This window comes from Lysinibacillus sp. GW823-FHT06C08 (assembly GCF_058795135.1).
In genome coordinates this window covers 1,256,303-1,282,019 of record NZ_JBXAHN010000001.1, presented here as the reverse complement: position 1 = coordinate 1,282,019, position 25,717 = coordinate 1,256,303, and the positions used below count along the sequence as shown (strand labels likewise).

General features: G+C 37.4%; 21 protein-coding genes, 1 pseudogene and 2 riboswitches. Of the genes and pseudogenes, 6 read left to right on the top strand and 16 right to left on the bottom strand.

The window, feature by feature from the left end; translation table 11 throughout:
- Positions 1–197: 197 nt before the first annotated feature.
- The 6 genes from AC1Q6O_RS06000 to AC1Q6O_RS05975 all read right to left on the bottom strand — a co-directional run bounded on the left by AC1Q6O_RS06000 (position 198) and on the right by AC1Q6O_RS05975 (position 6,342).
- On the bottom strand, positions 198–1,661 hold the full coding sequence (locus AC1Q6O_RS06000) for a spore germination protein (RefSeq protein WP_089986559.1): 1,464 nt from the start codon (positions 1,659–1,661) through the stop codon (positions 198–200).
- A gap of 150 nt (positions 1,662–1,811) precedes the next feature.
- A complete protein-coding gene (ribH, locus tag AC1Q6O_RS05995) occupies positions 1,812–2,279 on the bottom strand; it encodes a 6,7-dimethyl-8-ribityllumazine synthase (RefSeq protein WP_008176574.1) in 468 nt (155 codons plus the stop codon).
- Between the two features lie 21 nt (positions 2,280–2,300).
- Positions 2,301–2,915: a 3,4-dihydroxy-2-butanone-4-phosphate synthase gene (gene ribB / locus AC1Q6O_RS05990; protein ID WP_492401005.1), complete on the bottom strand. Its 615-nt coding sequence runs from the start codon at positions 2,913–2,915 to the stop codon at positions 2,301–2,303.
- A 27-nt stretch (positions 2,916–2,942) separates the two neighbouring features.
- Complete coding sequence (gene ribE / locus AC1Q6O_RS05985) at positions 2,943–3,581, bottom strand: riboflavin synthase (RefSeq protein ID WP_089986560.1); 639 nt, start codon at positions 3,579–3,581, stop codon at positions 2,943–2,945.
- A 247-nt stretch (positions 3,582–3,828) separates the two neighbouring features.
- A riboswitch (FMN riboswitch) is annotated at positions 3,829–3,954 on the bottom strand.
- Positions 3,955–4,072: 118 nt separating this feature from the next.
- A riboswitch (FMN riboswitch) is annotated at positions 4,073–4,198 on the bottom strand.
- Positions 4,199–4,309: 111 nt separating this feature from the next.
- A complete protein-coding gene (locus tag AC1Q6O_RS05980; protein WP_237068758.1) occupies positions 4,310–5,935 on the bottom strand; it encodes an ABC-F family ATP-binding cassette domain-containing protein in 1,626 nt (541 codons plus the stop codon).
- A 245-nt stretch (positions 5,936–6,180) separates the two neighbouring features.
- Positions 6,181–6,342: a hypothetical protein gene (locus AC1Q6O_RS05975; protein ID WP_008176578.1), complete on the bottom strand. Its 162-nt coding sequence runs from the start codon at positions 6,340–6,342 to the stop codon at positions 6,181–6,183.
- Between the two features lie 207 nt (positions 6,343–6,549).
- Here AC1Q6O_RS05975 and AC1Q6O_RS05970 point away from each other — a divergent pair, with 207 nt between their 5' ends.
- From AC1Q6O_RS05970 to AC1Q6O_RS05960, 3 genes are all read left to right on the top strand, one after another.
- On the top strand, positions 6,550–7,674 hold the full coding sequence (locus tag AC1Q6O_RS05970; protein WP_089986562.1) for a YibE/F family protein: 1,125 nt from the start codon (positions 6,550–6,552) through the stop codon (positions 7,672–7,674).
- Positions 7,671–8,435 carry a YibE/F family protein gene (locus AC1Q6O_RS05965; protein ID WP_090001330.1) on the top strand — a complete coding sequence of 255 codons (765 nt, stop codon included), beginning with the start codon at positions 7,671–7,673 and terminating at the stop codon, positions 8,433–8,435. Before AC1Q6O_RS05970 ends, AC1Q6O_RS05965 begins: the two co-directional genes overlap by 4 nt.
- Positions 8,436–9,135: 700 nt before the next feature.
- Entirely contained in the window at positions 9,136–9,753 is a 618-nt protein-coding gene (locus AC1Q6O_RS05960; RefSeq protein WP_492401004.1) for an HAD-IA family hydrolase, read from the top strand.
- A 43-nt stretch (positions 9,754–9,796) separates the two neighbouring features.
- On the opposite strand, the gene AC1Q6O_RS05955 is transcribed toward AC1Q6O_RS05960, so the two are convergent.
- The 3 genes and pseudogenes from AC1Q6O_RS05955 to AC1Q6O_RS05945 all read right to left on the bottom strand — a co-directional run.
- The gene (locus AC1Q6O_RS05955) at positions 9,797–10,621 is read right to left on the bottom strand and encodes a methyl-accepting chemotaxis protein (RefSeq protein ID WP_008176582.1); all 825 of its coding nucleotides are present in this window, start codon (positions 10,619–10,621) and stop codon (positions 9,797–9,799) included.
- A 97-nt stretch (positions 10,622–10,718) separates the two neighbouring features.
- Positions 10,719–11,675 carry a VanW family protein gene (locus AC1Q6O_RS05950; RefSeq protein WP_171365175.1) on the bottom strand — a complete coding sequence of 319 codons (957 nt, stop codon included), beginning with the start codon at positions 11,673–11,675 and terminating at the stop codon, positions 10,719–10,721.
- A 405-nt stretch (positions 11,676–12,080) separates the two neighbouring features.
- Positions 12,081–13,019 (bottom strand): annotated as a pseudogene (locus AC1Q6O_RS05945) (beta-propeller fold lactonase family protein); the annotation flags it as partial.
- Between the two features lie 442 nt (positions 13,020–13,461).
- Between AC1Q6O_RS05945 and AC1Q6O_RS05940 the strand changes: the two are divergent.
- Positions 13,462–15,954 carry a winged helix-turn-helix domain-containing protein gene (locus AC1Q6O_RS05940; protein WP_342550875.1) on the top strand — a complete coding sequence of 831 codons (2,493 nt, stop codon included), beginning with the start codon at positions 13,462–13,464 and terminating at the stop codon, positions 15,952–15,954.
- A gap of 160 nt (positions 15,955–16,114) precedes the next feature.
- Here AC1Q6O_RS05940 and AC1Q6O_RS05935 read toward each other — a convergent pair whose 3' ends face one another.
- Entirely contained in the window at positions 16,115–16,723 is a 609-nt protein-coding gene (locus AC1Q6O_RS05935; RefSeq protein ID WP_043990164.1) for a CAP domain-containing protein, read from the bottom strand.
- A gap of 231 nt (positions 16,724–16,954) precedes the next feature.
- Positions 16,955–17,581, bottom strand: coding sequence for a transmembrane-type terpene cyclase (locus AC1Q6O_RS05930; protein WP_008176587.1), 627 nt, complete (start codon positions 17,579–17,581; stop codon positions 16,955–16,957).
- Between the two features lie 168 nt (positions 17,582–17,749).
- Here AC1Q6O_RS05930 and pgeF point away from each other — a divergent pair, with 168 nt between their 5' ends.
- The gene (pgeF, locus tag AC1Q6O_RS05925; protein WP_008176588.1) at positions 17,750–18,511 is read left to right on the top strand and encodes a peptidoglycan editing factor PgeF; all 762 of its coding nucleotides are present in this window, start codon (positions 17,750–17,752) and stop codon (positions 18,509–18,511) included.
- Positions 18,512–18,555: 44 nt separating this feature from the next.
- Here pgeF and AC1Q6O_RS05920 read toward each other — a convergent pair whose 3' ends face one another.
- The 4 genes from AC1Q6O_RS05920 to AC1Q6O_RS05905 all read right to left on the bottom strand — a co-directional run bounded on the left by AC1Q6O_RS05920 (position 18,556) and on the right by AC1Q6O_RS05905 (position 23,686).
- Positions 18,556–19,668 (bottom strand): Ger(x)C family spore germination protein, encoded by a 1,113-nt coding sequence (locus AC1Q6O_RS05920; RefSeq protein ID WP_342532397.1) that lies wholly within the window; start codon positions 19,666–19,668, stop codon positions 18,556–18,558.
- Complete coding sequence (locus AC1Q6O_RS05915) at positions 19,665–20,744, bottom strand: GerAB/ArcD/ProY family transporter (protein ID WP_237068757.1); 1,080 nt, start codon at positions 20,742–20,744, stop codon at positions 19,665–19,667. The genes AC1Q6O_RS05920 and AC1Q6O_RS05915 overlap by 4 nt, the downstream gene beginning before the upstream one ends.
- 10 nt (positions 20,745–20,754) lie before the next feature.
- Complete coding sequence (locus AC1Q6O_RS05910; protein WP_089986566.1) at positions 20,755–22,164, bottom strand: spore germination protein; 1,410 nt, start codon at positions 22,162–22,164, stop codon at positions 20,755–20,757.
- Between the two features lie 148 nt (positions 22,165–22,312).
- Positions 22,313–23,686: an amino acid permease gene (locus tag AC1Q6O_RS05905; protein WP_008176592.1), complete on the bottom strand. Its 1,374-nt coding sequence runs from the start codon at positions 23,684–23,686 to the stop codon at positions 22,313–22,315.
- Between the two features lie 270 nt (positions 23,687–23,956).
- Here AC1Q6O_RS05905 and bcaP point away from each other — a divergent pair, with 270 nt between their 5' ends.
- Positions 23,957–25,348 (top strand): branched-chain amino acid transporter BcaP, encoded by a 1,392-nt coding sequence (gene bcaP, locus AC1Q6O_RS05900; protein WP_107921777.1) that lies wholly within the window; start codon positions 23,957–23,959, stop codon positions 25,346–25,348.
- Between the two features lie 150 nt (positions 25,349–25,498).
- Here bcaP and AC1Q6O_RS05895 read toward each other — a convergent pair whose 3' ends face one another.
- Positions 25,499–25,705 carry a hypothetical protein gene (locus AC1Q6O_RS05895; protein WP_089986569.1) on the bottom strand — a complete coding sequence of 69 codons (207 nt, stop codon included), beginning with the start codon at positions 25,703–25,705 and terminating at the stop codon, positions 25,499–25,501.
- Between the last annotated feature and the right edge of the window lie 12 nt (positions 25,706–25,717).

The following is a 25,717-nucleotide window of genomic DNA, read 5'->3' as shown; positions in this document are numbered from 1 at the left end:
TTGAGAAGATAATGACTCTCAATGGTTTTTGTTATTCTTTCTCTTTCATATGCGGAGAAATAGACGTTCAGCACTACGGAGTTCTTAAAAGTGGATTAGAAACAGCTCATCTCCCGTAGTGGAATTAATTATAAAAAAAGACTATAGGCAAACTCCAATTTTTTTGAGCTTGTCTATAGTCTGATGTCAGGTAACGGTCATACCCCCTGATCTTTTTTTGATTTAATATTTGCCGTTCGTGTCCGGTCCTGTGGTTTTAGGAAGGACGGTCTTAGACTATAGCCCTTCGGCGATAAACGCAGTAAGGATTTTCCAATATTACCCTGTTCAAAATCTGCATTAAAATTAATATAGGGCACACCGAGTACACGCATATTTGCTGCATAGATAATAATGAAAAAGACCGAAATAAAAAATCCAAACAGACCCAAAAAGGCTGAAAATAAAATGATAATTAATCGAAAAATACTCATTGCTGTTACAAAGGCTTGATTGACGAGTGTAAATGCAGCAATGCTTGAAATCGCAATGATAACAATCATCGAAGGGCTTGTCACGCCAGCTTTAATTGCAGCATCTCCAATGATTAACCCTCCAACAACACTGATCGAGCCACTGATGGCACTAGGCAAGCGTAAGTTGGCCTCGCGGAACATTTCAAACATAAATAGCATCATCATGATTTCAAGTATCGTTGGAAACGGTAACCCCGTTCTTGATTCAACCACTGTCGCAAGTAGAAGATAGGGGAGCTGCTCTTGATGATACGTCGTTACGGCTAGCCAAAAACCAGGAAGTAACATACTAATCAGTATCCCAAAAATTCGGAGCACCCGTTCCATTGAACTGACAATGACCGGATATTCATTGTCCTCAGATGTTTTAAAGAGCAGCATAATATTGGCGGGAATAATCATGGCATAGGAAACGCCATCGATCATTATTAGTATTCTTCCTCTCATTAATGCTTGAAGAGCAAAATCTGGTCTTCCCGTATAATCATGTCTAGGTAGAACTTTAGCCGTCTGTTCGATTGCCTCCATCAGTAAATCACCATTGACGACAATATCTGTATCAATTTTTTGTAATTGTAATCGGATTTGTTCTAGCATATTTAAATTCACAATGTCTTCCATATATAAAACGGCTACCGTTGTTTTAGAGCGTTGACCGATTTCTAATGTTTCTACACTAAATGAATTCGTAGGTAAACGTTTTCGTAATAAAGCTATATTAATAAATACATCTTCAATAAAATCATCTCTTGGTCCTTTTACAACTAACTCAAGCGTTGTTTCCCCCGGCTCACGATTAGGTCTATTTGAAATATCACTGGAATAAATCAAATGATCTTCCTCAAAATATAATAAGACATGGCCTTTGTAGACTCTTGTAATCATATCCTCTTTCTTAGTGACCTTTTGTAAATAGGGCACATGAAGATGCTGTTCAATTAGCTCCTCTAACGTTTCATCAGAACCACAGTTAAATAAGGATTGAACACGTTCGACCACAACCGTTTGAAGGAGTTCTTCGTCTATCATAGCATCACAGGTTATCATATGGACTGTATGTTGCTGAAATTTATACTGTTGGAATATTATATCAGCAGAGCGTTGAAATAGTGATTTCAACATTTTCAAATTCATCATTTGTTCCATTGAAATACTTCTCATCTCCTACTGAGCCTGCTCAAATTTAGTACATTTATGAAAACTACGACATGTAATAAATATACTTAGGCATATTTTTCCCATGGACATAAAAATTATTCAAGAAACAAATACTGTGATAACCTATTCAGAATGTTCTTAGCCAATCATTTTTTGTAGATTAGCCATCTCAATTGCCGATATCGCGGAATCATAGCCTTTATTACCTGATTTTGTTCCCGCACGCTCAATCGCCTGTTCAATATTTTCTGTTGTAACAATACCGAAAATAACTGGTACATTGGTCGTTAAGGATACATTCGCAATTCCTTTTGCCGACTCATTACACACATAATCATAATGTGTTGTAGAACCACGAATAACAGTCCCTAAACCAATAATGGCATCATATTTCTTTGTCTCTGCTAATTGTTTCGCAATAAAAGGCACTTCAAAAGCTCCTGGCACCCATGCAACATCAATAGATGCTTCATCTACACCGTGTCTTTTTAATCCATCCATTGCACCATCTAATAATTTGCTTGTAATAAACTCATTGAATCGACCTACGACTACCGCAATTTTTAAATCCGTCCCAATTAATTGTGCTTCAAATGTTTGACCCATTTTTTAAAATCTCCCTCGTTATTAGTTTGTTGTAAATGATTGACTGCGATAAGTGGCTAACGCCTCAATGGAAATCATTTTTAATCCATGATGTGCTGCATACTTTGTCAATTCATCAAAGCGCATCATGTGACCATCGTCCCCCATAATTTCACAAATCACTCCAGCAGGAATACTGTGACAAAGCTTAGCTAAATCAATGCTCGCCTCCGTATGGCCCCTTCGCTCTAAGACACCATTATCCTTTGCGATTAGTGGAAAAATGTGTCCTGGTCGACGAAAATCAGTTTTTTTCGCCTGAGATCCCAACATCTTTTGTATGGTGAATGCCCGCTCAAAGGCACTAATCCCCGTTGTTGTGTCCATATGATCGATACTTACGGTAAATGCTGTTTGATGGTTATCCGTATTGTGCTGAACCATTGGGTGCAGATCTAACTGATGTGCTAGCTTCTGCGAAATCGGCGTACAAATTAGACCTTTTCCATAAGTCGCCATAAAGTTGATCGTTTCCGGAGTAATAAATTCAGCAAGCGCTAGAAGATCCCCCTCATTTTCCCGATCCTCATCATCCACTACGATGATTATTTTCCCTTGCTTTAAATCCTCTATGGCATCTTCAATTGCATGTAGCACTATTTTTCATCTCCTCATTATGTGATTTTAAAAACCATGTCGTGCTAAATAATCTCTTGTAATCATTGACTTGCCTTGCTCATTTTTCAATTCGTTTAAAATATATTTACCGACTAAATCTGTTTCAATATTGACGAAAGCGCCTACTTTTTTCATACCTAAAATCGTTTCCTTGTAAGTATGAGGAATCAGTGAAATCGTGACCTGCTTCGTTTCAACATGAAAGATTGTTAAGCTTGTGCCATCAATCGTTACGGAGCCCTTCGGAATACAGAAACTTGTTAGTTCCTCAGACAATTCGATATCAATATAAACCGCGTTGGCCACCGGACGTTTTCGTAAAATCTTCCCAACACCATCGACATGACCAGCAACAAAGTGACCCCCAAATCGCCCATTAGCAGGCATCGCACGCTCCAAATTAACCGGATCCCCTATTGTCAGCTGATGTAAATTTGTAGCTTTGACGGTTTCAGGCATAACATCCATCGTAAGCTCTCGATTCGTAAAATGAGTAACCGTTAAACAAACACCATTGACCGCTATACTATCCCCTAACCCCACATCTTCAGCAACTTTCGATGATTGAACCGTAATTTTCATACTGTTCTTATTGATTTGCAAGGCTTTAATAGTGCCAATATCCTCCACAATACCTGTAAACATTTCTTCACCTGCTTTCACACTGATCTTACGTAGCTTCTATCCGTGGCTTTTGGGTTTCTATCCGTCACTCTTGAGCTTCTATCCGTCACTTTTGGGTTTCTATCCACCACTCTTGAGCTTCTACCCGTCTCCCTTCTTAAAGCTCATATAAAAAGAAAAACCCCTTTGACAAAGGGGTTTTGGGAGTATAAGACATCAATAAATAAGCCTATTTGGATATACATTTTTTCCATAGACTAGTATCTTATTTGTTCTTCTCCCATCCAGACTATCACTGTCGGTTTTGGATTTGCACCAAATCAGCTTGCGCTCACGGACTTTGAATTGCTTCATCACCGCCGATTGGGAATTTCACCCTACCCCGAAGAACATCTTCTATTCAATTGATTGGCTAAATAAAAAAACTTCCCAACATACTTGCGGGAAGTCGTGTCATAAATGCATAGTCAAATAGACCTTCTAAATTACATTGAATTTAAAAAGCTCGCACTTATACCCTTCTCCCATCCAGACTGTTACTGTCGGTTTTGGATTTGCACCAAATCAGCTTGCGCTCACGGACTTTGAATTACTTCATCACCGCCGATTGGGAATTTCACCCTACCCCGAAGGATCATTTTATTTAGCTAGTTCTTACGATAACACTATTTAATTATATTATCTATACTTCTGTCTGTAATTTTTAAAAAAGGGGCCACCTCTTGCTATATAGGTAGCCCCTAAATCCTTTAATGGCTTATTTTTTGAACATAATCATCATAATTTCCCGAAAAGGCCGTCATCCCAGTTGGTGATAATTCAAGCAATTTATTTGCTAGCTTATTAAGGAAATAACGATCATGAGAAATGCATAATAAGGTGCCGTCAAATTGCAATAGCGCCTCCTCCAAAACTTCCTTGCTAAATAAATCAAGATGATTGGTCGGCTCATCCATAATAAGCACATTGGCTTTTTGCAAAATAAGCTTTGCTAACGCTACACGCGCTTTTTCCCCGCCGCTAAGGGAGGCTATCTTTTTAAAAACATCCTCTTTCGTAAATAAAAAATTACCGAGTACTGACCGTATTCTTGCCTCTTCCATCGAAGGGAAAGTACTCCAAACCTCTTGTAATACCGTATTATTAGGATGTAATGTCTCTTGCTCTTGATCATAATAGCCGATTGTCACACCATTTCCCCATGCGATAACGCCACGGTCCGGAGACAATTCATGTAATAACGCCTTCAAAAGCGTTGATTTCCCAACACCATTTGGACCTACTAATGCGACCCGATCTCCTCTATCCAAGGAAAACTCAATATCTTGCAATAATATTTTCTTGCTATCTTCTAGCTGATAGGAGAGCACTACATCTTTTACCTTCAACACTTCTTTATGAGATCTCTTATCTGTAGCAAATGTCATTTGTGCGTGTTTTAGATCCTTCTGAGGCTTTTCAAGACGATCTATTCGTTCGAGCTGCTTCCTTTTGTTCTTAGCGCTTTTCGAGGAAGTAGCCATCGTAATATTCCGCTCAATATAATCCTCCATTTTGGCGATTTGCTGCTGTTGCATCGTATATTTCTTTTCCATTAATTCGCGATTTTTCACCTTGCTTTCCACATACTTAGAATAGTTACCGCTGTATGTTGTTCCATGGGTGCGTTCAATCTCATAAATTTCATTGACAAGGGCATCTAAAAAATAACGATCGTGCGAAATAACAATAATAGCACCCTGATAGCCACGTAAATAGCTTTCAAGCCAGTTTAAAGTCGCAAAATCCAAATGGTTAGTCGGTTCATCTAACAGCAATAAATCCGGCTGCTCTAGTAAAATTTTAGCAAGTGCCAGTCTAGTTTTCTGTCCACCACTTAATGATTCGATAAGAGTGTTTGTCGGGATGCTACCAAAGCCCATTCCATTTAACATACTATTTATTTTTGCCTCGACATCATAGCCACCTTGCTGTGAAAACCAATCTGATTTGCTGGCATATATCTTCATTACCTGTTCCAGCTTTTCGGGGTTATTGATGCAGGAAGGCTCACCCATCTGCATTTCCAGCTCTCGAAGTTCCTTTTCAGCCTCTTGAAGCTCAGTAAATGCCCCAAGCATTTCAGTCCAAATCGTATGTTCTGGCTGTAACCCACTATCTTGTCGCAAATAACCTAGCTTCATTCCCTTGCCTATAAAAATGTCGCCTTCATCATAGGGAAGATCCCCTGTAATGATCTTTAGTAGCGTTGATTTTCCTGCCCCATTTACACCTATAAGTCCAATCCGATCGCCACGTTCCATTTTCATGGTTATCTTTGAAAGAATCGGATCTCCCAAGTAGCTCTTACTAATTCCATTTAATTGAAGTATCATTTTTTCAATCTCCTTATTTATTTTATCCATTACTACTAAGCGAATTGCTCAAGAAATAAATGGACATATAAGGTTACACATCACTTTTCACTCCTTTCAAACAAACACAAAAAAGGCGCCGTCATAAAACGGCACCTTACAAACATCCCTATGAGAAAAAGGGCATGTTAAATTTTATAATTAAACAAAAAAAGCGCCGTTACGAACCGGCGTCTAGCAATCTATACATCCCATTTAATTGGATGTCAATCAGTAAGAAATAAAGAAGGCAAAAAGCAACCGGAACCTGCATCGATATGAAATTTGCTTAAAAAAGGGCATACTTCTCCCTTAGCCAGCAAATCCCCACAAAGATTGTAAGATTTTACCTCTACTTCGGTTAAACCTTTCGCACAAACAGTTTCCATTACTTCGCCCTCCCTTCGAATTTATAGTATTAAATAATCTATCATATTTTTTTCTAGAATACAAATATCCTGCCGCTTTTTTATAGCATAAATGCCTTGGAATCTATCATTCCTATCGTTAAACTAGAGAATATATTGGAACTTACTATTCTTAAAATCGTTCCTGTACAAGTGACTATTTAGTCCACTAATTTGGAGGTCATTCCATTGCACTATTTTAAAAAAATAACTTATAAACAACGTATTTTCTATGCCTTGTTATTACTTGGCTGTGCCCTATCCATTTTTTTCGTTCACCATAATGAACAATTTTATGATCGACCTATTGCAGAAATTCTGAAAGTCAAAGTAACAGAATCTGAACCAATAACAGATATGTATGAGAATGAAGATATGTTGTATACACAGCAAATTAAAGCCGTACTTAAAAATGGGCAGCACAAAGGAAAAACGATTGATTTGACGAATGACTATTCTTCATCTGGAGCCTTTGATCAGGAATACAATGTTGGCAATGAAATCTTTGTCGCTATAGATGCACATTCAAAACAATCAGAGTTAACGGGCACCATTCTCGATTTGAAACGAGATCAAACAATTATGATGATCGCTTGGATTTTTATCCTTGTACTACTCATCATCGGTAAGAGACAAGGTTTATTTGCCATTATTAGCTTAGTCGTAAATGCCTGCATTTTAACATTGGCATTAGACCTTTACGTAAAGCATGGCAGCCTCAATTTATTATTCATAAGTGGGGTTTGTGTCCTATTATTTACCGTCATTTCCTTGTTACTGATTAGTGGTTTGAATACGAAAACATATGCAGCCATTATATCTACACTTTTAGGGACAATGATAGCCCTCATAATTAGCACTGCTGTGATGTGGTTGACGGGGGAAAATGGTCTACGCTATGAGGAAATGCAATTTTTAACACGTCCCTACCGAACTGTCTTTATGGCTGGTTTATTTATCGGTTCACTTGGGGCTGTTATGGATGTTGCCATTACGATGTCCTCTTCTATTTTCGCCCTATACGAACAGGATTCTCGTATTTCTTTACAAGCTTTGAAGGCATCTGGACAAGAAATTGGAAAAGACATTATGGGTACCATTACAAGCATTTTATTTTTCGCGTATATTTGTGGCTCCATACCAATGGTCATACTCTATTTGAAAAATTCTTCAACATTAGGACTAACACTATCCTTGAATCTTTCATTAGAGCTAGCTCGTGCACTTGCAGGAGGTATTGGAGTCGTCCTCACCATACCGATTAGTCAATACACCGCTATTTTTTTCATTAATCGAAAGCGGGTGAAGGAATGAATGTTATCGTTGTATTGGCAGGAATTTTATGTATATTAATGGTGGTAATTGGAGGAAAGCAAGGACTACGCTCGTTTCTTTCCTTATTTTTAAATTTCGGCGTGCTATTTGTGACTATTTTTCTTATGACAGACCCTAAAAATAGCCCTATTGTCCTGACGTTTATTGCGTGCACTGTTATCAGTTGCATTAGTTTGTTTTATATTAATAAAACGAATAGTAAAACCATTACAGCGTTTATTTCTACAATGGTAACGATTGTTGTTTTATTGCTTTTTATTACGTTTATAACGAAAAAGGCCATGATTCAAGGATTTGGGGAAGAATCAACGGAAGAATTAAGTATCTTTTCTCTCTATATCGGTGTTAATTTCGTGCAGATTGGTGCATCGGTCATTATTATGAGTACGATAGGTGCCATTATGGATGTTGCCATTTCCATTGCTACCTCTATGCATGAGATCTTTTATCGCAATCCTTCGATCAGTAGAAAGACACTTTTTACATCTGGAATAAGTATTGGAAGAGACATTTTAGGAACCGATACAAATACTTTATTTTTTGCTTTCTTTGGTGGCTATTTAAGTTTATTGATATGGTTTAAGGATCTCTCTTATTCGATTGGCGAAATCGTCAATTCCAAAGTCTTTAGTGCGGAAATGATGACGATTTTTTGCGCAGGCATCGGCATTGCCCTCATTATTCCTATCGCTTCCTCCGTCAATGCTTATTATTTAGTTAAAACACGAGAAAAAAAATAGAATAACACTCGCATAGATACCAGACCTATCACCTTAGCGTGATAGGTGCTGGAAATACGCTCCCCCATTAATTCCGGTCCAATTCCTATCATTTTTTCAATAGCTTTCAGCCCAAACATATCATCCTGCATTAGTAGTATGAATGATACAAACTATGTTACTACTTTAGTATCAGAGATATAGCTAAAAAAACATTCCAAATTTGAAATGACCAAATGCTTTAAAGAAATCGGATATCAATTGACGCACACGTTACAGCAATGAAAAAATACAAAAAATATACCTTCTAACTATAGTTAGAACCTGTCTTGAACGTTAATTAGTCACAGCTTTCACCTTTAAGACTCTTCATTTTATTTCGTCTCACAAACAGCGGAATAGTAAAATATCCAAATTTCAGATTTAAAATCGTACAACACACAAAAAACGGCTTGCAAATTGAATAGGACTAAAATGAAACACTGTTATTTTCGTTATATAGCGTATTAGGTGTCTCAATTGATTTTTGTGACACCTTCTTTTGTTACATGATTTCCGTTGCAAACGCCGCATTTTCTGATAATATTTACCATATGATGATTACAGACCTTTTATTTTGATTGTTATTCCCTGTTTCATGACCCAATCAATTGCCCATTCCATGTAACATTTTTTTGCATAAAACGTCTATACAACTAGATGATAAAGGAGAAAGTTTGCCATGAAGCATATAATTTTTGATTTTGATGGAACGCTTGCGGATTCGACCGCCGTGTTTGCATCAGCATGGAATACGTTAGCACAAAAATATAAATTTAAAGGAATTGAATTGAAGGAAATTGATACATTAAAAAAATTATCGATTTCAGAACGTAGTAAATTATTTGACTTCCCCATGTATAAATTACCTATGATTTTACCGCAATTTTACAAATTATATCGCCAATCATTAAACGATGTTCATCTTTTTGAAGGGATGAAGGAAGTTTTGCTCGAAATTGATAAAAGAGGGTATAAGATTTTAATTATCTCTTCCAATTCGAAGGACAATATTTTAGAGTTTCTCAAAATGAATGGCATTCACTGTGTTGCAGATGTCCTTTGCTCCAATCGTATTTTTGGCAAGGATAAAGTCATGAAGAAGTTTTTAAAAGAATCGAATGTTTCAGCAACTGAAGTGGTATATATAGGGGATGAACAGAGGGATATTGTAGCATGTAAAAAAGCTGGAGTACCTATTATTTGGGTGGAATGGGGCTATGATGCAATTGAAGTTATACAAAATGAAGAGCCCGAATACAAGGTAACGATACCTGAGGAGATTTTAGAGATTATTTAGTAGAAGGATAATAGCCCTTTACTGGCTATTATCCTTTATATGTTTAAGCTTTGATTTCGCTAATATGCATTAACTTTTCAGCAGTATGATTTACTCCTTTATACGCATCGCTTAATTCATACATACTCGTGGCAAATTGCTGGGTAAAGGCAGCCACTTGATTAGCAGAAGCATTCACTTGATCAATCGATTGTTTAATGCTTTCTAATTGTTTCGTAATACTATTTGCACTTTCTGTACTGCTCTGGGACATTTTTTGTATTTCAGATGCGACAACTGCAAAACCACGACCATGCTCCCCCGAACGTGCCGCTTCAATCGATGCATTCAAGCCAAGAATTTTAGATTTCATCGCTAAGTCTTTTACTAATTGAACAATTACATTAATTTGTTCAATATCACCTGCCATTGATTCGGAGAAATTTGATAGTGCCCCTAAACGATTGGAAACATCTATACTGGCAGTAGCTAATCCTTCATTTGTGGCAGTCATTTCTTCTACCGCACTCGAAAGATCCGTCGCCAATAGACGCATATGATCCATTTTTTCATTAGAAATGATGGCACTTACTACACCTATAATTTGACCTCCATCAAAAATAGGCTGTGCCGAGGCGATATAGGCCATACCAAACCCCTCTGCTCCTCGTTCCTCTTTAACGAATCGACCTGAACTCAACGCGATTTCTGTTGCTGTTCCTCGATATTTATGTACTGGCTCACCTACACCTACTTTTAAGTCAACATGCTTCCCCGGTTTATAGGCAAGTACTTTTTCAGTGTCTGCCACTATGACACAAGCATCTTCTGGGTATGTTGCCTGATATAAATCCATCGTCTCTATGACGGCCATTAGTTTTGGATGCATTGTCTGTCCCCCCCAAATATTTACTAACTATTCAATTTTAACTATATCATGACACTTATAAAAAGACACCAACGTCCTATGGTGTCTTTTCGTCGCATTAACCCTTTGTCAATATTTCTACATATTTTTCAGCAGTTCGTATGTCGATTGTCAAAAAATCTTTTCCATAGGTAGTTTGAATTACAAATGGAACATCACTAGTGTTCTGAAACCTAAAATCCAAGCTTCCATAGGCAACCGTCGCATCCCTTCCCTTTGGCACATATCCAATATCCAGAGAATGATGGTGACGTTCTACATACTTGACTTGTAGCTGATCCACTGCATTAAAGAGGGTCGAGGAAGTTTGACAAATACCCCCACCAATCCCCATTACCACTTTCTTATTAATAATTTCTGGTGCAGGCTGATAGCCATTTGCCTCATCTCGAGGTCCAACCATCGTATTAAATGAAAAATGGTCACCACTACCCACGATGACATTATTAATAGCCTTGGCAGAAAGCTCAATATTTTTATTTCTTCCCAAATCAGCGCTATTAAAATACGTCGTATAGGATGCTACAACGACCTCCTCTAAATAAGGAATGTCCTCAAATGAATATCCACTTTGCGTCAAATAAAGAGGTATCTCCACTTGACCACCAGTCGCAGAGGCATCCAGTATTCTCTCTACTAATTCACTTTCTTTTAAAATCATTTGCGGCCTTCCCTTGATTACTTTTCCTTCTTCATCCAATCGATCAAGCATCATTCGCTGGTCATAGCCCTCCATTTCATCCATCCCTCTTGCTAATTCCTTTGCTAACTGCTCGATATGCTGCTGATAGGCTTGCAAATTTGTCTCATAGCCACTATCCTTTGGTGAAATGGTTTCAATAATCTTCTTTGTTTTCGGATCTACAATCTCCACAAGAGCCGGCCCATTTTGTGGAACTTGCTCATAGGTAACTGGCTTTTTCATTTCTTCGACTGGCTGTTTTAATGGTTGATTTTCTTGCTCTAGACTTTGGTCGTTGTTTAAATTTTTTTGACAACCTACTAGTCCCACCATACATAAAACACAAAATGCGGAAACTAACTTCCTTTTCAACATATACACCTACCTCTATGGTCATACTACAGAGACATCTTATTCATAAATTGCTTATAGTGTGTGGTTTTTGTAGATATTTATTTGTTTGCCTGACAAAATGAAACTTCCGGATCTGCTTACTCTTGACGATCACAGTTAATAAGGTAGGCTTTTTCTTATGTATCGCAGGGATAGCCTGGCACTAAGACAAGTTAGAAGTAAACGACTGCTACCCCAATATTTTGCTCTTTAATCATGCACAATTGACAGAACGTATCTTACTATTTTTTTCTTTGCAAAGTATTTGAGTACTACGAGTATTTTGTTGAAACCTTTGAGCTACCAGAACATTGGTGGATGAAATTAACTTGTCTTTATTACAGGCTATAGACAAATTACCCCTGTATCTATACCAGTCGGTCCATTAAACCCTGGGATTACATCCACTACCATATTGGTTGCTATATCTATGACATACACTGTATTGTCCGTTTGATTTGTGACATATGCAAAAGTGCCATTTGGTAAGATCGTTACTTGGTCAGGTGAAGAACCAACAGGGATTGTTGCTATCACCATATTTGTCGTTGTACTGATGACAGATACGGTATCACTACCTTTGTTGACGATATACAAAAGTGTTCCATCAGGTGTAATGGCTGATCCTACAGGTCCTGTTCCTACAGGGATTGTACCAACTACTATATTGGTTGCAACATTAATGATAGATACATTATCGCTATTTTCATTTGTAACATAAGCAAATTGTCCATTTAATGTGAAGACAATTGATCTTGGGCGAATTCCAACAGGGATAGTAGCAACCACCATATTGGTCGCTGTATTTATAACAGATACACTACCTGAATTTTCGTTTGCCACGTAAGCAAACGCACTATTCGGCGTAAAAGCAATACCTTGAGGTTGAAGCCCTACTGGAATTGTTGCTGTCACGGTATTTGTCGCTGTATCTATGACGGATACAGAGTTAGCGCCTAATCCGTGATTGGAAACATAGGCAAGGGCTCCATTTGGTGAAATCGCTACACCAAGAGGCTCACTTCCAACTGGAATCGTAGCGACTACCGTATTTGTCGCTGTATCAAATACAGTTACATTATTGGAGAAGAGCGCTGGCACATAACCAAACGCACCATTTGGTGTAATCGCTATTTCTAGTGGAGCCGTTCCTACTGGAATGGTAGCGACTATCGTATTGGTTGCTGTATCGATTACTGATACTCTGTTATCAGGAGTTGCTAACTGTCCAGCGTCTGTTACATAGACGAGATAGTTACAAGTTGGTGGTACTGGTAAAAATGGGTGCTTACAACGACAAGGGCAACAAAAACCGCAGCAATGGCAATGACAACCTGGATTTGATTTAAACTTGATTTTAAAAAATCTTTGTTCTTTTCCCACACTGAACAACCTCCCAGACATATATGACTACTATATGCCCACAAAATTGAGTTTCTTGTATATTTACCTATTTGAACTTGTGTGAAATGTGTAGATTAGTTGTTTACATGAGATACCAGCACTTTTAGTTTTTTTGGGTGATGTAAGATAGACTTTGTACCATGTTGAAATGGATCATGAAAAAGAGGAAGAACGATGGCCTCAGTTTTGAATGTCCACTACCATTAGACACCAAAAAACAATGAAAGATGGAAATGATAGGACTATTAACATACGAAAAAATGATAATAGTTTAGTACAATGAAAATTATGGAACTTTTCTGAACTAAAGGAGGAAATTAAGGTGCCTCAAACATTATTATCTTCTAAAATAACAATGCCACATCATTCACCCACTTTAATAGAAAGAACTCAATTATTCGATTTATTCGATCAACATATACATGTTAAATTAACGATTTTACGAGCTCCAGCGGGTTATGGGAAAACCAGTATACTAACTAGCTGGTTGAAAAATAAAAAAGAAACCACTGCATGGGTTTCCCTAGATGCTGCTGATAATGATCCGATACGTTACTGGACATATATTTTACACGCTATTGCTAGGTCTTCTAAAAGTGAAATAGATCAGATTCTTGCACCGCTACTCAACTCGCAGGACCCTGCAACACTTGAATTTTTTATCTATTCTCTGTTAGAAGAAATGAATGCCATCCAACAGCCCATCTCGATTGTACTAGATGATTATCATGTCATAGAAAATCCAGTGATACATCAACTCATGACACAATTCGTAGAATATTTACCTAGTCATGCACATATCTATATGTCCTCTCGTTCCGTCCCTGCACTACCAATAGCTAAGTGGCGAGTTAAGCAGTGGATACATGAAATCCATTCGGGACATTTACGCTTTACGTTACAGGAGGTGAAGCGATTTTTTTCCTGCAAACATTTACCTGCTCTCAACCACCAACAGTTGCAAGCTATTTTAGATAAAACTGAAGGTTGGGTAGCCGGATTATTGTTAACTAGCTTTGCACATGACCCTGATATAGAAGCTTTGGAAGAAGCTGCACAGCCCTTTATTTCAGAATTTTTATGGCAAGAAATTATTCATAATCTACCTTCTGAAACACAACAATTTTTGCTGCGCACTTCCCTATTGCAGGAGCTGGACCCTGCTATTTGTGATCAATTGACCAAACAGACAAATAGTCTTGAACAATTGGAACATTTAGAAGCAAAAGGACTTTTCACCATTCGGTTGCAATCCAAACAGCCCATATTCCGTTACCATCATTTATTAGCGGAAGCATTGCAAATGGAATTAACAAGACAATTTTCGAAGCAGGACATACGTAATCTTGTTCTCGAAACATCTCAATTCATTTATGACCAAGGGGATTATATTTCTGCTATTGAATTAGCACTTAAACATGGACAATATGACCTAGCGACGCCATGGATGACCGATCATCTTGTTCAGCTTTTTTTATCAGGTCAAACAGCAACGTTTATGCGGTGGTTGCACCAGCTTCGTCGTGACCAATATAAAGTCTCTTATGAAATGCTAGTCATTGGCTTTTTGACATCGATTTCAACCACGGAAGTTGAAGCAGCGTCATCTCTTATGGAGGAACTTGAATTGCGGCAGCTGACTGAACAATGGATGGAGCAAGAGGAGCATGCGGCCATGACCTATATTTATGAAAGTGCAAAGGCTTTTGCTATCGTTGCCGCTGGTGGTGATTTACAGTTAGTGGAACAAATTATGAGAAAACAGCTCGCCAAAGGACATATCCCCTCTAGATGGGATCATGTGCCTATTCCCTATAATAGTTTTGAATATAAGCTTTTACGAACAAGCATTGGCTCAAAAGGAAAACTTCAAACAATGGAACAAGGAACAGTCATAAGTGAGCTTTTTCGAGAAACGTCTTTACAAACAGCTAATGTAACTGCTTTTAGCTATGGTGTTGCCGCCGAATCATTGTATGAACGCAACCTAATACCGTTTACCCATAAAGAAATCGAAATGGCACTTAAGCTTGGCCATCAGTTACAAGATCCTGGATTATGTATCCCCATGTATCTCCTGAAAGCAAAAATCTATATCCAGCAAAATCAAATAAGTTCAGCTGTTGCTATGCTGACCCAGCTATTAGAGGATGTGACGGAAAAGCACTGGCGTACATCTATACAAATTATGCAAGCCTACTGTCATATTATTGCAGGCGATAGTCATCAGGCTGAGTTGATCTTACAGTCTATCCAATCAAAGCAACCATTCTGGCTCTTAGTACATGCCCGTTTACTATTATTGAAGGAAAAGCCGAACGAAGCCTTAACGAGCTTAATTCAGATAAAAATGAAAGGTCAGCAGGAAGAGCAAATTGCTACAATTATTGAAGCCACAATTCTTGAAGCTATTTGTCAATACCGTCTAGGTCACCAAGAACTCGCCTTAGAATCTTTACACGAGGCTTTCGAACTCGCAGCACCCTTCTATTATGTTCGATCCTTTTTAGATGAAAAGGATTTAGAGCCGCTATTAGAAATTTATTTCGAACAGCTTCATCAACGATGGGAATCCATACCGACAGTTTATTTTAGTTACCTAAAAGAAGGGACCGCATTTCCTGCCAAAGCTCCATCAATGCTGACACAACGGGAAAAGGATATTTATGATTTGCTAGTAGATGGTATAACTAATCGTGAAATAGCTAAACGTCTGCATTTATCAGAAGGCACTGTTCGTGTTTATTTATCTACAATTTATAGTAAGCTAGGGGTTAACTCCCGAGCCAAGGCGATTGCCCTCAAAAAACATTAAAGCTCCTAAAAGGCACACTGATGCCTTTTGCTATAAAGATTCATTTATTTATAGTTGTACAAAATAATAATTTACCGCTCTTAGAAGATCTGGATATATTTAAATAAATTCCAAAAAAACTGCCCAAACTCAGTCTTACCTGATTGGGGCAGTTCTTCTTTTATTTTTGTATAAACATTTGCGTCCAGTAGTTGCCATCTGCTACATAACCTATACCGATATGTGTATAGGTTTTGTTGAGAATATTCGCACGGTGCCCTTCACTGTTCATCCAAGCTGTAACGACTTCTTGTGCAGAGCGTTGACCTTTGGCAATATTTTCACCGGCTGATCGATATGAAATACCGAAATTTTTCATCATCGTAAATGGCGTTCCATACGTTGGACTTGTATGGTCAAAGTATTTTTTATCATGCATATCTTGAGATTTGTATTTAGCTACTCTTGATAACTCCCAGTCGTCTTGTAATGCTGAGAGACCTGCTTTGGCGCGTTCCGCATTCACCAGTTTAATGACTTCTTGTTCAACGCTTGCTTGTTCCTTTACAGGGACATTTATTTTTTGTCCAGGATAAATTTGATTTGGATTGGCAAGCTGTGGGTTTACATCCATTAATTCTTGTACACCTGATTCCGTTTTCAATGCGATTTTCCAAAGAGTGTCACCAGATGAGACTGTATAGGATTCAGCCGCCATTGCCCCCACTGGTACTAATAATGAAGCTGCAATAACTGAAGCAAGTGCCGCTTTTTTTACTTTTTTCAACATGTCTATCATCCTTCCTGTTTGCTCTCCTATTATGGTAAATAGTTTTTGAGCAATAATCATCACAAAATATTTGGAAGGATTTTTACAAATACATGACAGATGAACAACAAAAATTTACGAATCCCAATTTAACACCATTTATCATGATGCACCTTGTCATCAAGTTGCAATCTAATTGTCATTAACAAACATTACCAACTAAATTAGTCTTCCATATTTACTGAAGAAACCCTACTTCGCTACTAATTTCCTCTTCATTTGGTAAATTAATAGAATATAGAGACAGTCATAAAAAAAGGTAGCTATAGAAATAATGGTAATAAACGGCGTACGGAAATAAAGATAAAAGCCAACTGCAGCAAACAATGTTCCAATCATCTTACAGACAGCAATGCCCATGGATTGACCATCTAAATTCCCTCTTCGTAATAATAAACCGATAAATAATCCTGACATCATGAGGTTTTGCATAAACGCTGCGTACTTCCCTTCAAAATCCTGAAATTGATGAATAATCCCTAAAATCATTAACATGCTGAAAATTAAAGTGACCAAAAAAGAGGCATATAATAATTTTTTAGACAGGATTCTCCGATATTCTGGTGGTGCAAAACGTAAAAATTGCATCAGTATAACGACATCTAATATGAGCCAAGTGAGCGTAATCAATCGTTGAAGGTCATTTTGTGGGTAAAGAAAAGTAAAGATAAATTCCCATGCAATATTGGCACAAATAGCAACCATAGGCATGCCGTATTTTTTATCCTTCCACCCTTTGTAAATAACTAATATATATGTAATAATCCAGAAAAGGCCCATGCCTATTTGGCAAATTAATAAAATATCTAGTTGAGCCATTTTTTACTCTCTCCCTCCACATATGATTCCTCATACTATATGTGAAGAAATCTATTCATTATGTCTAAAAGTTTGCTAGTAGAGTAAGGGAAAGTAGTAACAAATATTCAAGGGAATGGAACCTATACATTCGTAGTGGAATCCTATATAGTAAAGCGGGGTGATTGAATGAAATCAAAAATATATGTAGATAATGATCAATTTATCGCTGGCACTACCTTAAAGGATACGATGGAATTAGAGCATAATAATATGGCGTTGCATGTTTGCGATCATATCCATGATGTCATTGACAATCGTCAACAATTAGCAACAGCATTGAACTGCGACCTACAAGATTTTATTTGTACAGAACAAACACATAGTGCCAACTTCCATCGAGTGACCTTAGCCGATAAAGGACGTGGCGCCGTGCAAATGGATACGGCTGTGAAAAACACAGATGCTCTTTATACAGTTGAGCCTAATTTATTATTATGTAGTTTTACGGCAGATTGCGTTCCTGTGATTTTTTATAATGTGGCCAATGGTTTAGTGGGCGTCATTCATTCAGGGTGGCAGGGCACTATTAAAGAAATTACTCCTAAACTGTTCCAGCATCTGTTGGAAGAAGAACAATGTCGACCAGAGGATTTTCACGTTCAAATTGGTATGGCATTAAGCCAGCAAAAATTTGAGGTAGATGCTGATGTGTATGAGAAGTTCCACAGCCTTGGTTATGCAGAGGAATTTATGTATTTGAATACCGAGACGAATAAATACCATATTGATAATCAAAAAACGGTGAAAAAACAATGTGAACTTGCTGGTATTCCATCTGAGCAAATCCAAGTTGATGCCACTTGTACATTCCTTAGCCCTGATGGCTTCTCCTATCGTCAGGACAAACAGGCAGGCAGACATTTAAGCTTTATTATGCGAAAATCTTAAACAAACGAAAAGGACAATCCACTTCAGCATAAGGATTGTCCTGTTTATTTTAATGTACCAGTACTAATAATTGACGTCTCAACATGTACCTCTGTTTGTAATTTACTTATGACTTCCCTCGTTTTTTTGGTCGTCCACTTTCCATGATAGTACATTCTAAATTTTTCACTTAACCCACTAGGATCGACATCCATATTTTTTAGTTTATCTAAAAACTTGGTAATATCCACTTCTAGCTGCTTATTTACATCCTTCTCTAACCGACTAATGCTTTCAATCGTATTCAACTCGTATTCTCTCGCCCCTTTGTATTCACTTAACGTTCCTTTAATTTGTAGGTGAATGATGAGCTTAGGTGAGTCAATATTTTTATTACTTTGCATTTTAATAGAGCTCTCAATTAAATCAATCATTAATTTTTCCTCCCCATATCCCTCATGTAGATCTAAATGGAGAGGTGCTAGACTTTTTCTTCCTAGTAATGCTTGAACAATGAGTGCCTCCTCTGGCTTAATCACTTCATGCATATGGTTCCCCTTAAAAACAGCAACACCTTTAATTTCAATCTTCTCATCGCGTTTTTCAAGATATGGAATAATCGTATCCGTCACAGGATTCGTTATTGTATACATAAAATCATGGATATTCGTATTCGGATTAAATGCTGTATTTATACTGGGTTCCAATAAATCATTAATGTAAATATTAATGTTTGGTTTATCCGGGTAATTTCCCTTTATAATGGCTTCTGCTTTGTCCTTCACAATAGCAATGAGGACTTTATTGCCCACCTCAGCATTTCTGTATAGATGCTGAATGACATTTTGTATCTCACCTTTTCGTGCAAAATCTTCATTAACCAACACAACTCGTAATTGGTTAAAGACAATTTTTTTATCCGAAAGCTTTTCGATTTCTACGATGCCATTCGATACAAGATCTGTAGACACCGAAAAAATTTGTGTGTTTTGTTGTGCCTCTGGTGAATATTGAGGAATAGCGACCGTTAATTTCATTTGATCTTCATCAATATAATCAAACGCCATTGTTCCAACCATCCCTATATCCTCTAAAGGTACCTTCAGCTCTTTTCTTGAACAACCAGCCAATAACAATAAAAGCGCAAGTGTGATACTTAGTAGAAGCTTTCTATTCATTGTTGCACCTTCTTTTTTCGAACTATATAGATCATGCTTAAGAAGATTGGCCAAATAATTAGCATATAACCAATGTAATTACTTGCTGTAAAAAGTTTCTCTTGGAATTCTCGAGAAAATGGCATTCTAATAATCAAAAAAATGATAGCAGCAATCACATATAATTGATAACTATTTTTCTTTTTAAACAGCGTATCCACGCCTAATTTAGCACACCATACATAGGCTGTGGCTGTCGATAATATTAAAAATACCCATAATGTTATACCGATAATATCGATTCGTTCCACGAAGGTAAGTTCGCCGGCTTTAAATAAATTCAAAACGGAAAACTCTACGTTTTTCAACTGCCATTCAGAATAATAGATGACGCTTACTACTGTCGTGAAAAAACAAAGGAAAATACTAATCCAAATACCAATCAATGAATGACGAAAGGCTTTTTTCTGATCGATAATATATGGAAAGTAAAACATAATTAATTCATAGCCAAGGACTGATAAATAGCCTTCTTTAAATGCATTAAAGAAATCTAGCCCACTAAAATTGAATAAAGGGAGTAAATGACTTACCTCCCCTTTTTCAATAGCCCACTGTGTAAAATAGAACATGCCGATTGTAATAAAAAAACTCATCATGCAAAATCTAGCAATGGATTTGATACCACCACTTACAATATATATCAGTAACAGTAAGAAACACAGCACAGGTAAAGTGATGGTTTGCTCTTGTAACGCTGTACTTTGTATGAGATGCATATAGTTGCTAATAATTCCTGCACTAAAGATAATAAATTGAATGACAAACAAGAGATTAAGGCTTTTCCCTAAAACTTTCCCGAAAAGAATTTCATTGATACGAAATAGATGTTCATTCGGGTATTTCGAGCAAAGCCAAATCATGGGCCAAAGAGTTAAGGTAGCAATAATACCGAACAATACGGGCATAAACCACTCGGTATAACCCATAGCACTTAATTTTTGCGGCAATGATAGTATTCCTGTCCCTACCATAATACTCTGGGCCAAAAAAATGACGTGATAGCGATTTAACATCTTTACGTTAGCTGCGCCCAAGTCTTTTACCTCATTTCTCCTCTGTCGGTTTTTTCTGAGCACTTGATATGCCTGATTTTTTCGTTAAATAGTTGATAGGAAATCTGATGACATTATCTAACAAATCTGTTGGATTTCTCGGTATACCTGGTGTCATATAATGAGTTCCTAATGATTTTAAACTTAGTAAATGATGAATTAACCAAGCAAAGGCAAGCATTTGCCCAAATAGACCAAATAACCCAGCGGATAAAATGAAAATATAACGCACAAATCGGCTAGCATTACTCATCAAGAAAATCGGTGGTAGGAAAGATAATAGTGCAGAAGTGGCCACCAACACAATGAGAATATTACTAAGTAATCCTGCCTGCACAGCCGCAGTCCCAATGACAATACCTCCTACGATACCGATTGTTTGTCCTACTTTTGCCGGCATTCGAGAACCCGCTTCCCGTAATACCTCTACAATCAATTCGATAAATAACACTTCGATAAGAGGTGGAAAAGGCACTTTACTTCTCGATTCTTGAAGATTTAACAAAAGCTCATATGGCAATATTTCTGGATGAAAGGTTAAGGCAGAAATATACATGGGCGTAATCATGATCGTTAAGAAAAAACCAAAGAAGCGCAGCATCCTTAGTAATGAGGCTGTTGTCCATCGGTTATAATAATCCTCAATCGACACGAACATTTCAAAAAACGAGGTCGGACAGACAATCGCTAATTGGCTATTATCCATAAACATGACAATCCGGCCGTCAATTAAGTATCGACAAATACTATCAGGGCGTACCGTCATATAATATTGGGGAAAAGGGGATAGCGGATTATCCTCAATTAATTGCTTCAACACCGAAATATCTGTAAATAAAGGGAATTCCACCTGATCAATACGATTCCTAAGATCGTCTAAGTTTTTATGGTTCACAATATTATCCATATACATAATGGAAATTTTAATATTAGCCTCAGAACCAACAATACGATTTTCATTTTTTAGCTGAGCGCTTTGAATTCGTCTTCTCACTAGAGAAATATTGGTCTCCAAAGATTCCGTAAATGCATCCTGAGGCCCTATAACGGTTGATTCTGTTTCAGTATTTGTAATGGCCCTTGTAGGTGCACTATACGTATCCATACTTAAAAGTGCATTGGTTTCATGAAAAAACAGCAGTGTTTGCCCAGAGTTCAATTTTTTAATGACGCCTTGTATATCTTTAGGGTCCACATATTGAGCCATTTGATGAATTTGTTTGATATTATTGGTTAACGGAATAGATACCATTGATTGTAACGTCATTTTTTCTATAAGAGAGGAAAAATATATAAGGGTAACATCCCCTTCTTCTGTTGCAATCATATTTAGCTTTACATCATCTACATCATTTATTTCCTTCTTTAATTTAGCAACAAGCTGTTCAGGTATTTCGTGCATTCCGTTCAACCCCTTTTATTTCAACGAATACCAGTCTCCACACGTAGTTTTTTATAGTTTGGCATGTTTACGAATGTTTATGTAAAAAATATGCTAGCAAAAATAGGCAAAAAAAGATGCCTCTCTTGTTAAGAGAAGCATCTTTTTGCTATTCGCCCTGATCCGTACTGTAGCGATTTTTGCCAATACCAAATGCATAATAGCTAATAGTTACAATTACTAAAAATACAATTCCTACGATTAATGATATACGCGTATCGTCATTAATCCACATGCCAACCAGCACCATCATTAAGAAGATAATTGTTAAATAATTCGTAATAGGGGCTAGTGGCATTTTAAACGGGTGATTCGCTAATTGTTCACCTTTTACTTTTCTAAATTTCATTTGGCTAATTAATATAATGAACCATGGTATCATTCCTGGTAAAACACTTGCACTATACACATAGACAAATAAATTCTGTGGTGCAATATAGCTTAAAATGACACCAATCACTAAACCAATTAATACGCCAGCTGTACCAAATAAAGGTACACCATTTTTAGAAAGCTTCGCGAAAAATTTCGGTGCTTGTCCATTCATCGCAAGAGTATATAACATACGTCCTGCACTATAAATACCACTGTTACAGCCAGACATAGCAGCTGTAATAACGACAAAATTAATAATACCTGCAGCAGCAGTAATACCTACCTTGGCAAATGTCGCAACAAAGGGACTACCGATCGTACCCAATTCATCCCACGGATACACTGTCACAATGACAAAAATAGCTCCGATATAGAAAATTAAAATGCGCCAAATAATACTTTGAATAGCATTCGTAATTGTCTTTTGTGGATCTTTTGCTTCCCCTGCTGTAATACCAATAAGCTCTACACCTTGGTAGGCTGCAACTACTAACGATAATGCAAAGAAGAAGCCTGTCCAGCCACCAGTAAAGAAGCCACCATGACTCCATAGATTTGATAAGCCAATCGCAATACCATCATTACCAAAGCCAAAGAAGATCAGTCCAACCCCTGCTACAATCATTAATATAATGGTTACGATTTTAATCATGGCGAACCAAAATTCAAATTCACCAAAAGATTTAACTGAGATAAAGTTTGCCACACCTAATATGATCATTGCAATGAGACCCGGTATCCATGCTGGTAAATCAGGATACCAATACTGCATATACGTTCCCACGGCTATAATTTCAGACATCCCAACAATTACCCATTGGAACCAGTTGCTCCATGCTGTTAAATAGCCTGCTAAAGGGTGAATGTATTTATAGCCAAATGTTGCAAAAGAGCCTGTACTTGGCTCCATATAAAGCATCTCACCCATTGCTCTCATAATGAAAAATATAAAAATACCTGCAATTCCATAGGCAAGGAGTACTGAAGGTCCTGTCCATTGGATGGCACTTGCAGAACCCATAAATAAGCCCACACCAATCGTACCGCCTAGCGCGATCATTTGGATGTGACGTGCCTCTAATCCTCGTTGTAATTCTTTGTTGGCCACTCCATAACGCCTCTTTTCCTGTTGTTCTATCTACGTTGAATATACTTTAAAATCATAATCAATTTTTCTAAAAAAGACAATTGTATTTTTAGGAAAAACAAAAAATAATGTTTTTTTGATAGATTTAGCATATGGAGTAGCTCCCTTACTATTATTGTTCTAAAAATTCTAAATATATTAGTTTTTTCACTTTATTTCGACAAAAAGATTGACCTAATTATCAAAAAAGTATAATATTTTTACATATTTCTAAGAAAAAGAGGATTGAGCGTGAGTAAAATATTATTTAGAAGAAAGAAAATCGAGGAACTATTACAAAATAGCGGGACTATTCAACTAAAGAAAACGTTAGGTGCCTTTGATCTTATATTATTAGGAGTTGGTGCCATCGTCGGCACTGGTATTTTCATCTTGCCTGGAACGGTGGCAGCAACACATGCTGGGCCTGGGATCGTTTTTTCCTTTATTATCGCCGCCATTGTTTGCGCTTTTGCAGGCATGTGTTATTCCGAATTTGCATCAAGTGTCCCCGTAACTGGGAGCGCCTATACGTATGGCTATATTGTCTTTGGCGAGATTATCGCGTGGTTAGTAGGATGGGCTTTACTTTTGGAATATGGACTGGCTGTTGCCGCTGTTGCGACAGGTTGGTCATCTTACTTAACCTCACTTCTTGCCGGCTTTCATATCGTTTTGCCCCAAGCAATTTCAGGAGCCTTTAATCCTGCTGCTGGCACATATATGAATGTACCTGCGATTTTGATTATTTTTGCTACGGCATTTTTATTAACGCTTGGTATTAAAGAATCCACTCGATTCAATACTTGGATGGTTTTCTTGAAGGTCGCTGTCATCTTACTATTTATTGGCGTAGGGGTATTTTATGTAAAGCCTACTAACTGGGAGCCCTTTCTACCATTTGGCATAAGCGGCGTCTTCAGTGGAGCAGCACTTGTATTTTTTGCTTATTTAGGTTTTGATGCGGTATCTTCGGCTGCTGAGGAAGTTAAAAATCCACAGCGGAATATGCCCATTGGCATCATCGGTTCTTTACTTATTTGTACGGTGCTCTATGTTGTTGTATCAATGGTTTTAACAGGTATCGTTCCCTATCATGCGTTAAATGTAAGTGACCCTGTTAGCTATGTGATGCAGATGGTCCACCAAGATTGGATTGCGGGAATAATCTCATTAGGTGCCGTAGTTGGAATGATGACTGTTATATTAGTGATGTCTTACGGAGGAACACGACTATTGTACGCATTAGGCCGTGATGGTTTACTGCCAAAAAGTATGGCTGAGCTCAGTCCTAAATTTAAAACTCCCGTGAAAAACACATGGATTTTCGCAATATTAGTTGCCTTTTGTGCAGGATTTGTGCCACTTTCTAAGCTTGCCGAACTAGTCAATATGGGCACATTAGTCGCATTTACTATTGTATCCATCGGTGTGGTGTATTTACGTAAAAATAAAAATATCCCTTCTGGGGGCTTTAAAGTACCGTTTTTCCCAGTCCTACCGATTTTATCATTCCTATTATGTCTCTTTTTAATATCACAGCTTTCTGTCCTTACATGGGTTGCATGTGGTATTTGGTTCATCATCGGTTTGATTGTTTATTTGGTTTATGGTCGAAAGCATAGCGAAATGAATAAAGAATAAGAAAAAGGTGTCTCTCATAGGGACATCTTTTTTATTTTAATTGATGTCAATTCCCATAAAACTAAAGGCTTGCTCTGTTGTTACATAAAGAACTGGCAAACAAAAAACCTCTATCCATCCTTGGCGAATGAAATAGAGGTTACTTCGTTATTATAGTAAGGTTTGTTCCTGTAATTTTGCTGTGAAATACTTTCGTGCATCTGCCGTTAGAATTTGTAGTAAGGTCACTTCTTCCTGACGAGCAAATTCTACAAACATCCCACTTAAATTTTCGTAGACATATTTGATTTTAAAGCCGCTATCTAAATAAAGATCCACTTTTTGGATTTCCTCTTTGCTTTGTTGGAATTCAGACATGCCATCACCTCA

Coding starts and splice junctions, on each gene's coding strand:
- ribH (WP_008176574.1), bottom strand. CDS start 2,279: ATGGGTCAAACATTTGAAGCACAATTAATTGGGACGGATTTAAAAATT.
- ribE (WP_089986560.1), bottom strand. CDS start 3,581: ATGTTTACAGGTATTGTGGAGGATATTGGCACTATTAAAGCCTTGCAA.
- AC1Q6O_RS05950 (WP_171365175.1), bottom strand. CDS start 11,675: ATGGTGGGACTAGTAGGTTGTCAAAAAAATTTAAACAACGACCAAAGT.
- AC1Q6O_RS05930 (WP_008176587.1), bottom strand. CDS start 17,581: ATGGCTCAACTAGATATTTTATTAATTTGCCAAATAGGCATGGGCCTT.
- AC1Q6O_RS05935 (WP_043990164.1), bottom strand. CDS start 16,723: ATGTTGAAAAAAGTAAAAAAAGCGGCACTTGCTTCAGTTATTGCAGCT.
- AC1Q6O_RS05920 (WP_342532397.1), bottom strand. CDS start 19,668: ATGAATAGAAAGCTTCTACTAAGTATCACACTTGCGCTTTTATTGTTA.
- AC1Q6O_RS05965 (WP_090001330.1), top strand. CDS start 7,671: ATGAATGTTATCGTTGTATTGGCAGGAATTTTATGTATATTAATGGTG.
- pgeF (WP_008176588.1), top strand. CDS start 17,750: ATGAAATCAAAAATATATGTAGATAATGATCAATTTATCGCTGGCACT.
- AC1Q6O_RS05895 (WP_089986569.1), bottom strand. CDS start 25,705: ATGTCTGAATTCCAACAAAGCAAAGAGGAAATCCAAAAAGTGGATCTT.
- AC1Q6O_RS05910 (WP_089986566.1), bottom strand. CDS start 22,164: ATGCACGAAATACCTGAACAGCTTGTTGCTAAATTAAAGAAGGAAATA.
- AC1Q6O_RS06000 (WP_089986559.1), bottom strand. CDS start 1,661: ATGGAACAAATGATGAATTTGAAAATGTTGAAATCACTATTTCAACGC.
- AC1Q6O_RS05955 (WP_008176582.1), bottom strand. CDS start 10,621: ATGCATCCAAAACTAATGGCCGTCATAGAGACGATGGATTTATATCAG.
- AC1Q6O_RS05960 (WP_492401004.1), top strand. CDS start 9,136: ATGAAGCATATAATTTTTGATTTTGATGGAACGCTTGCGGATTCGACC.
- AC1Q6O_RS05980 (WP_237068758.1), bottom strand. CDS start 5,935: ATGATACTTCAATTAAATGGAATTAGTAAGAGCTACTTGGGAGATCCG.
- AC1Q6O_RS05975 (WP_008176578.1), bottom strand. CDS start 6,342: ATGGAAACTGTTTGTGCGAAAGGTTTAACCGAAGTAGAGGTAAAATCT.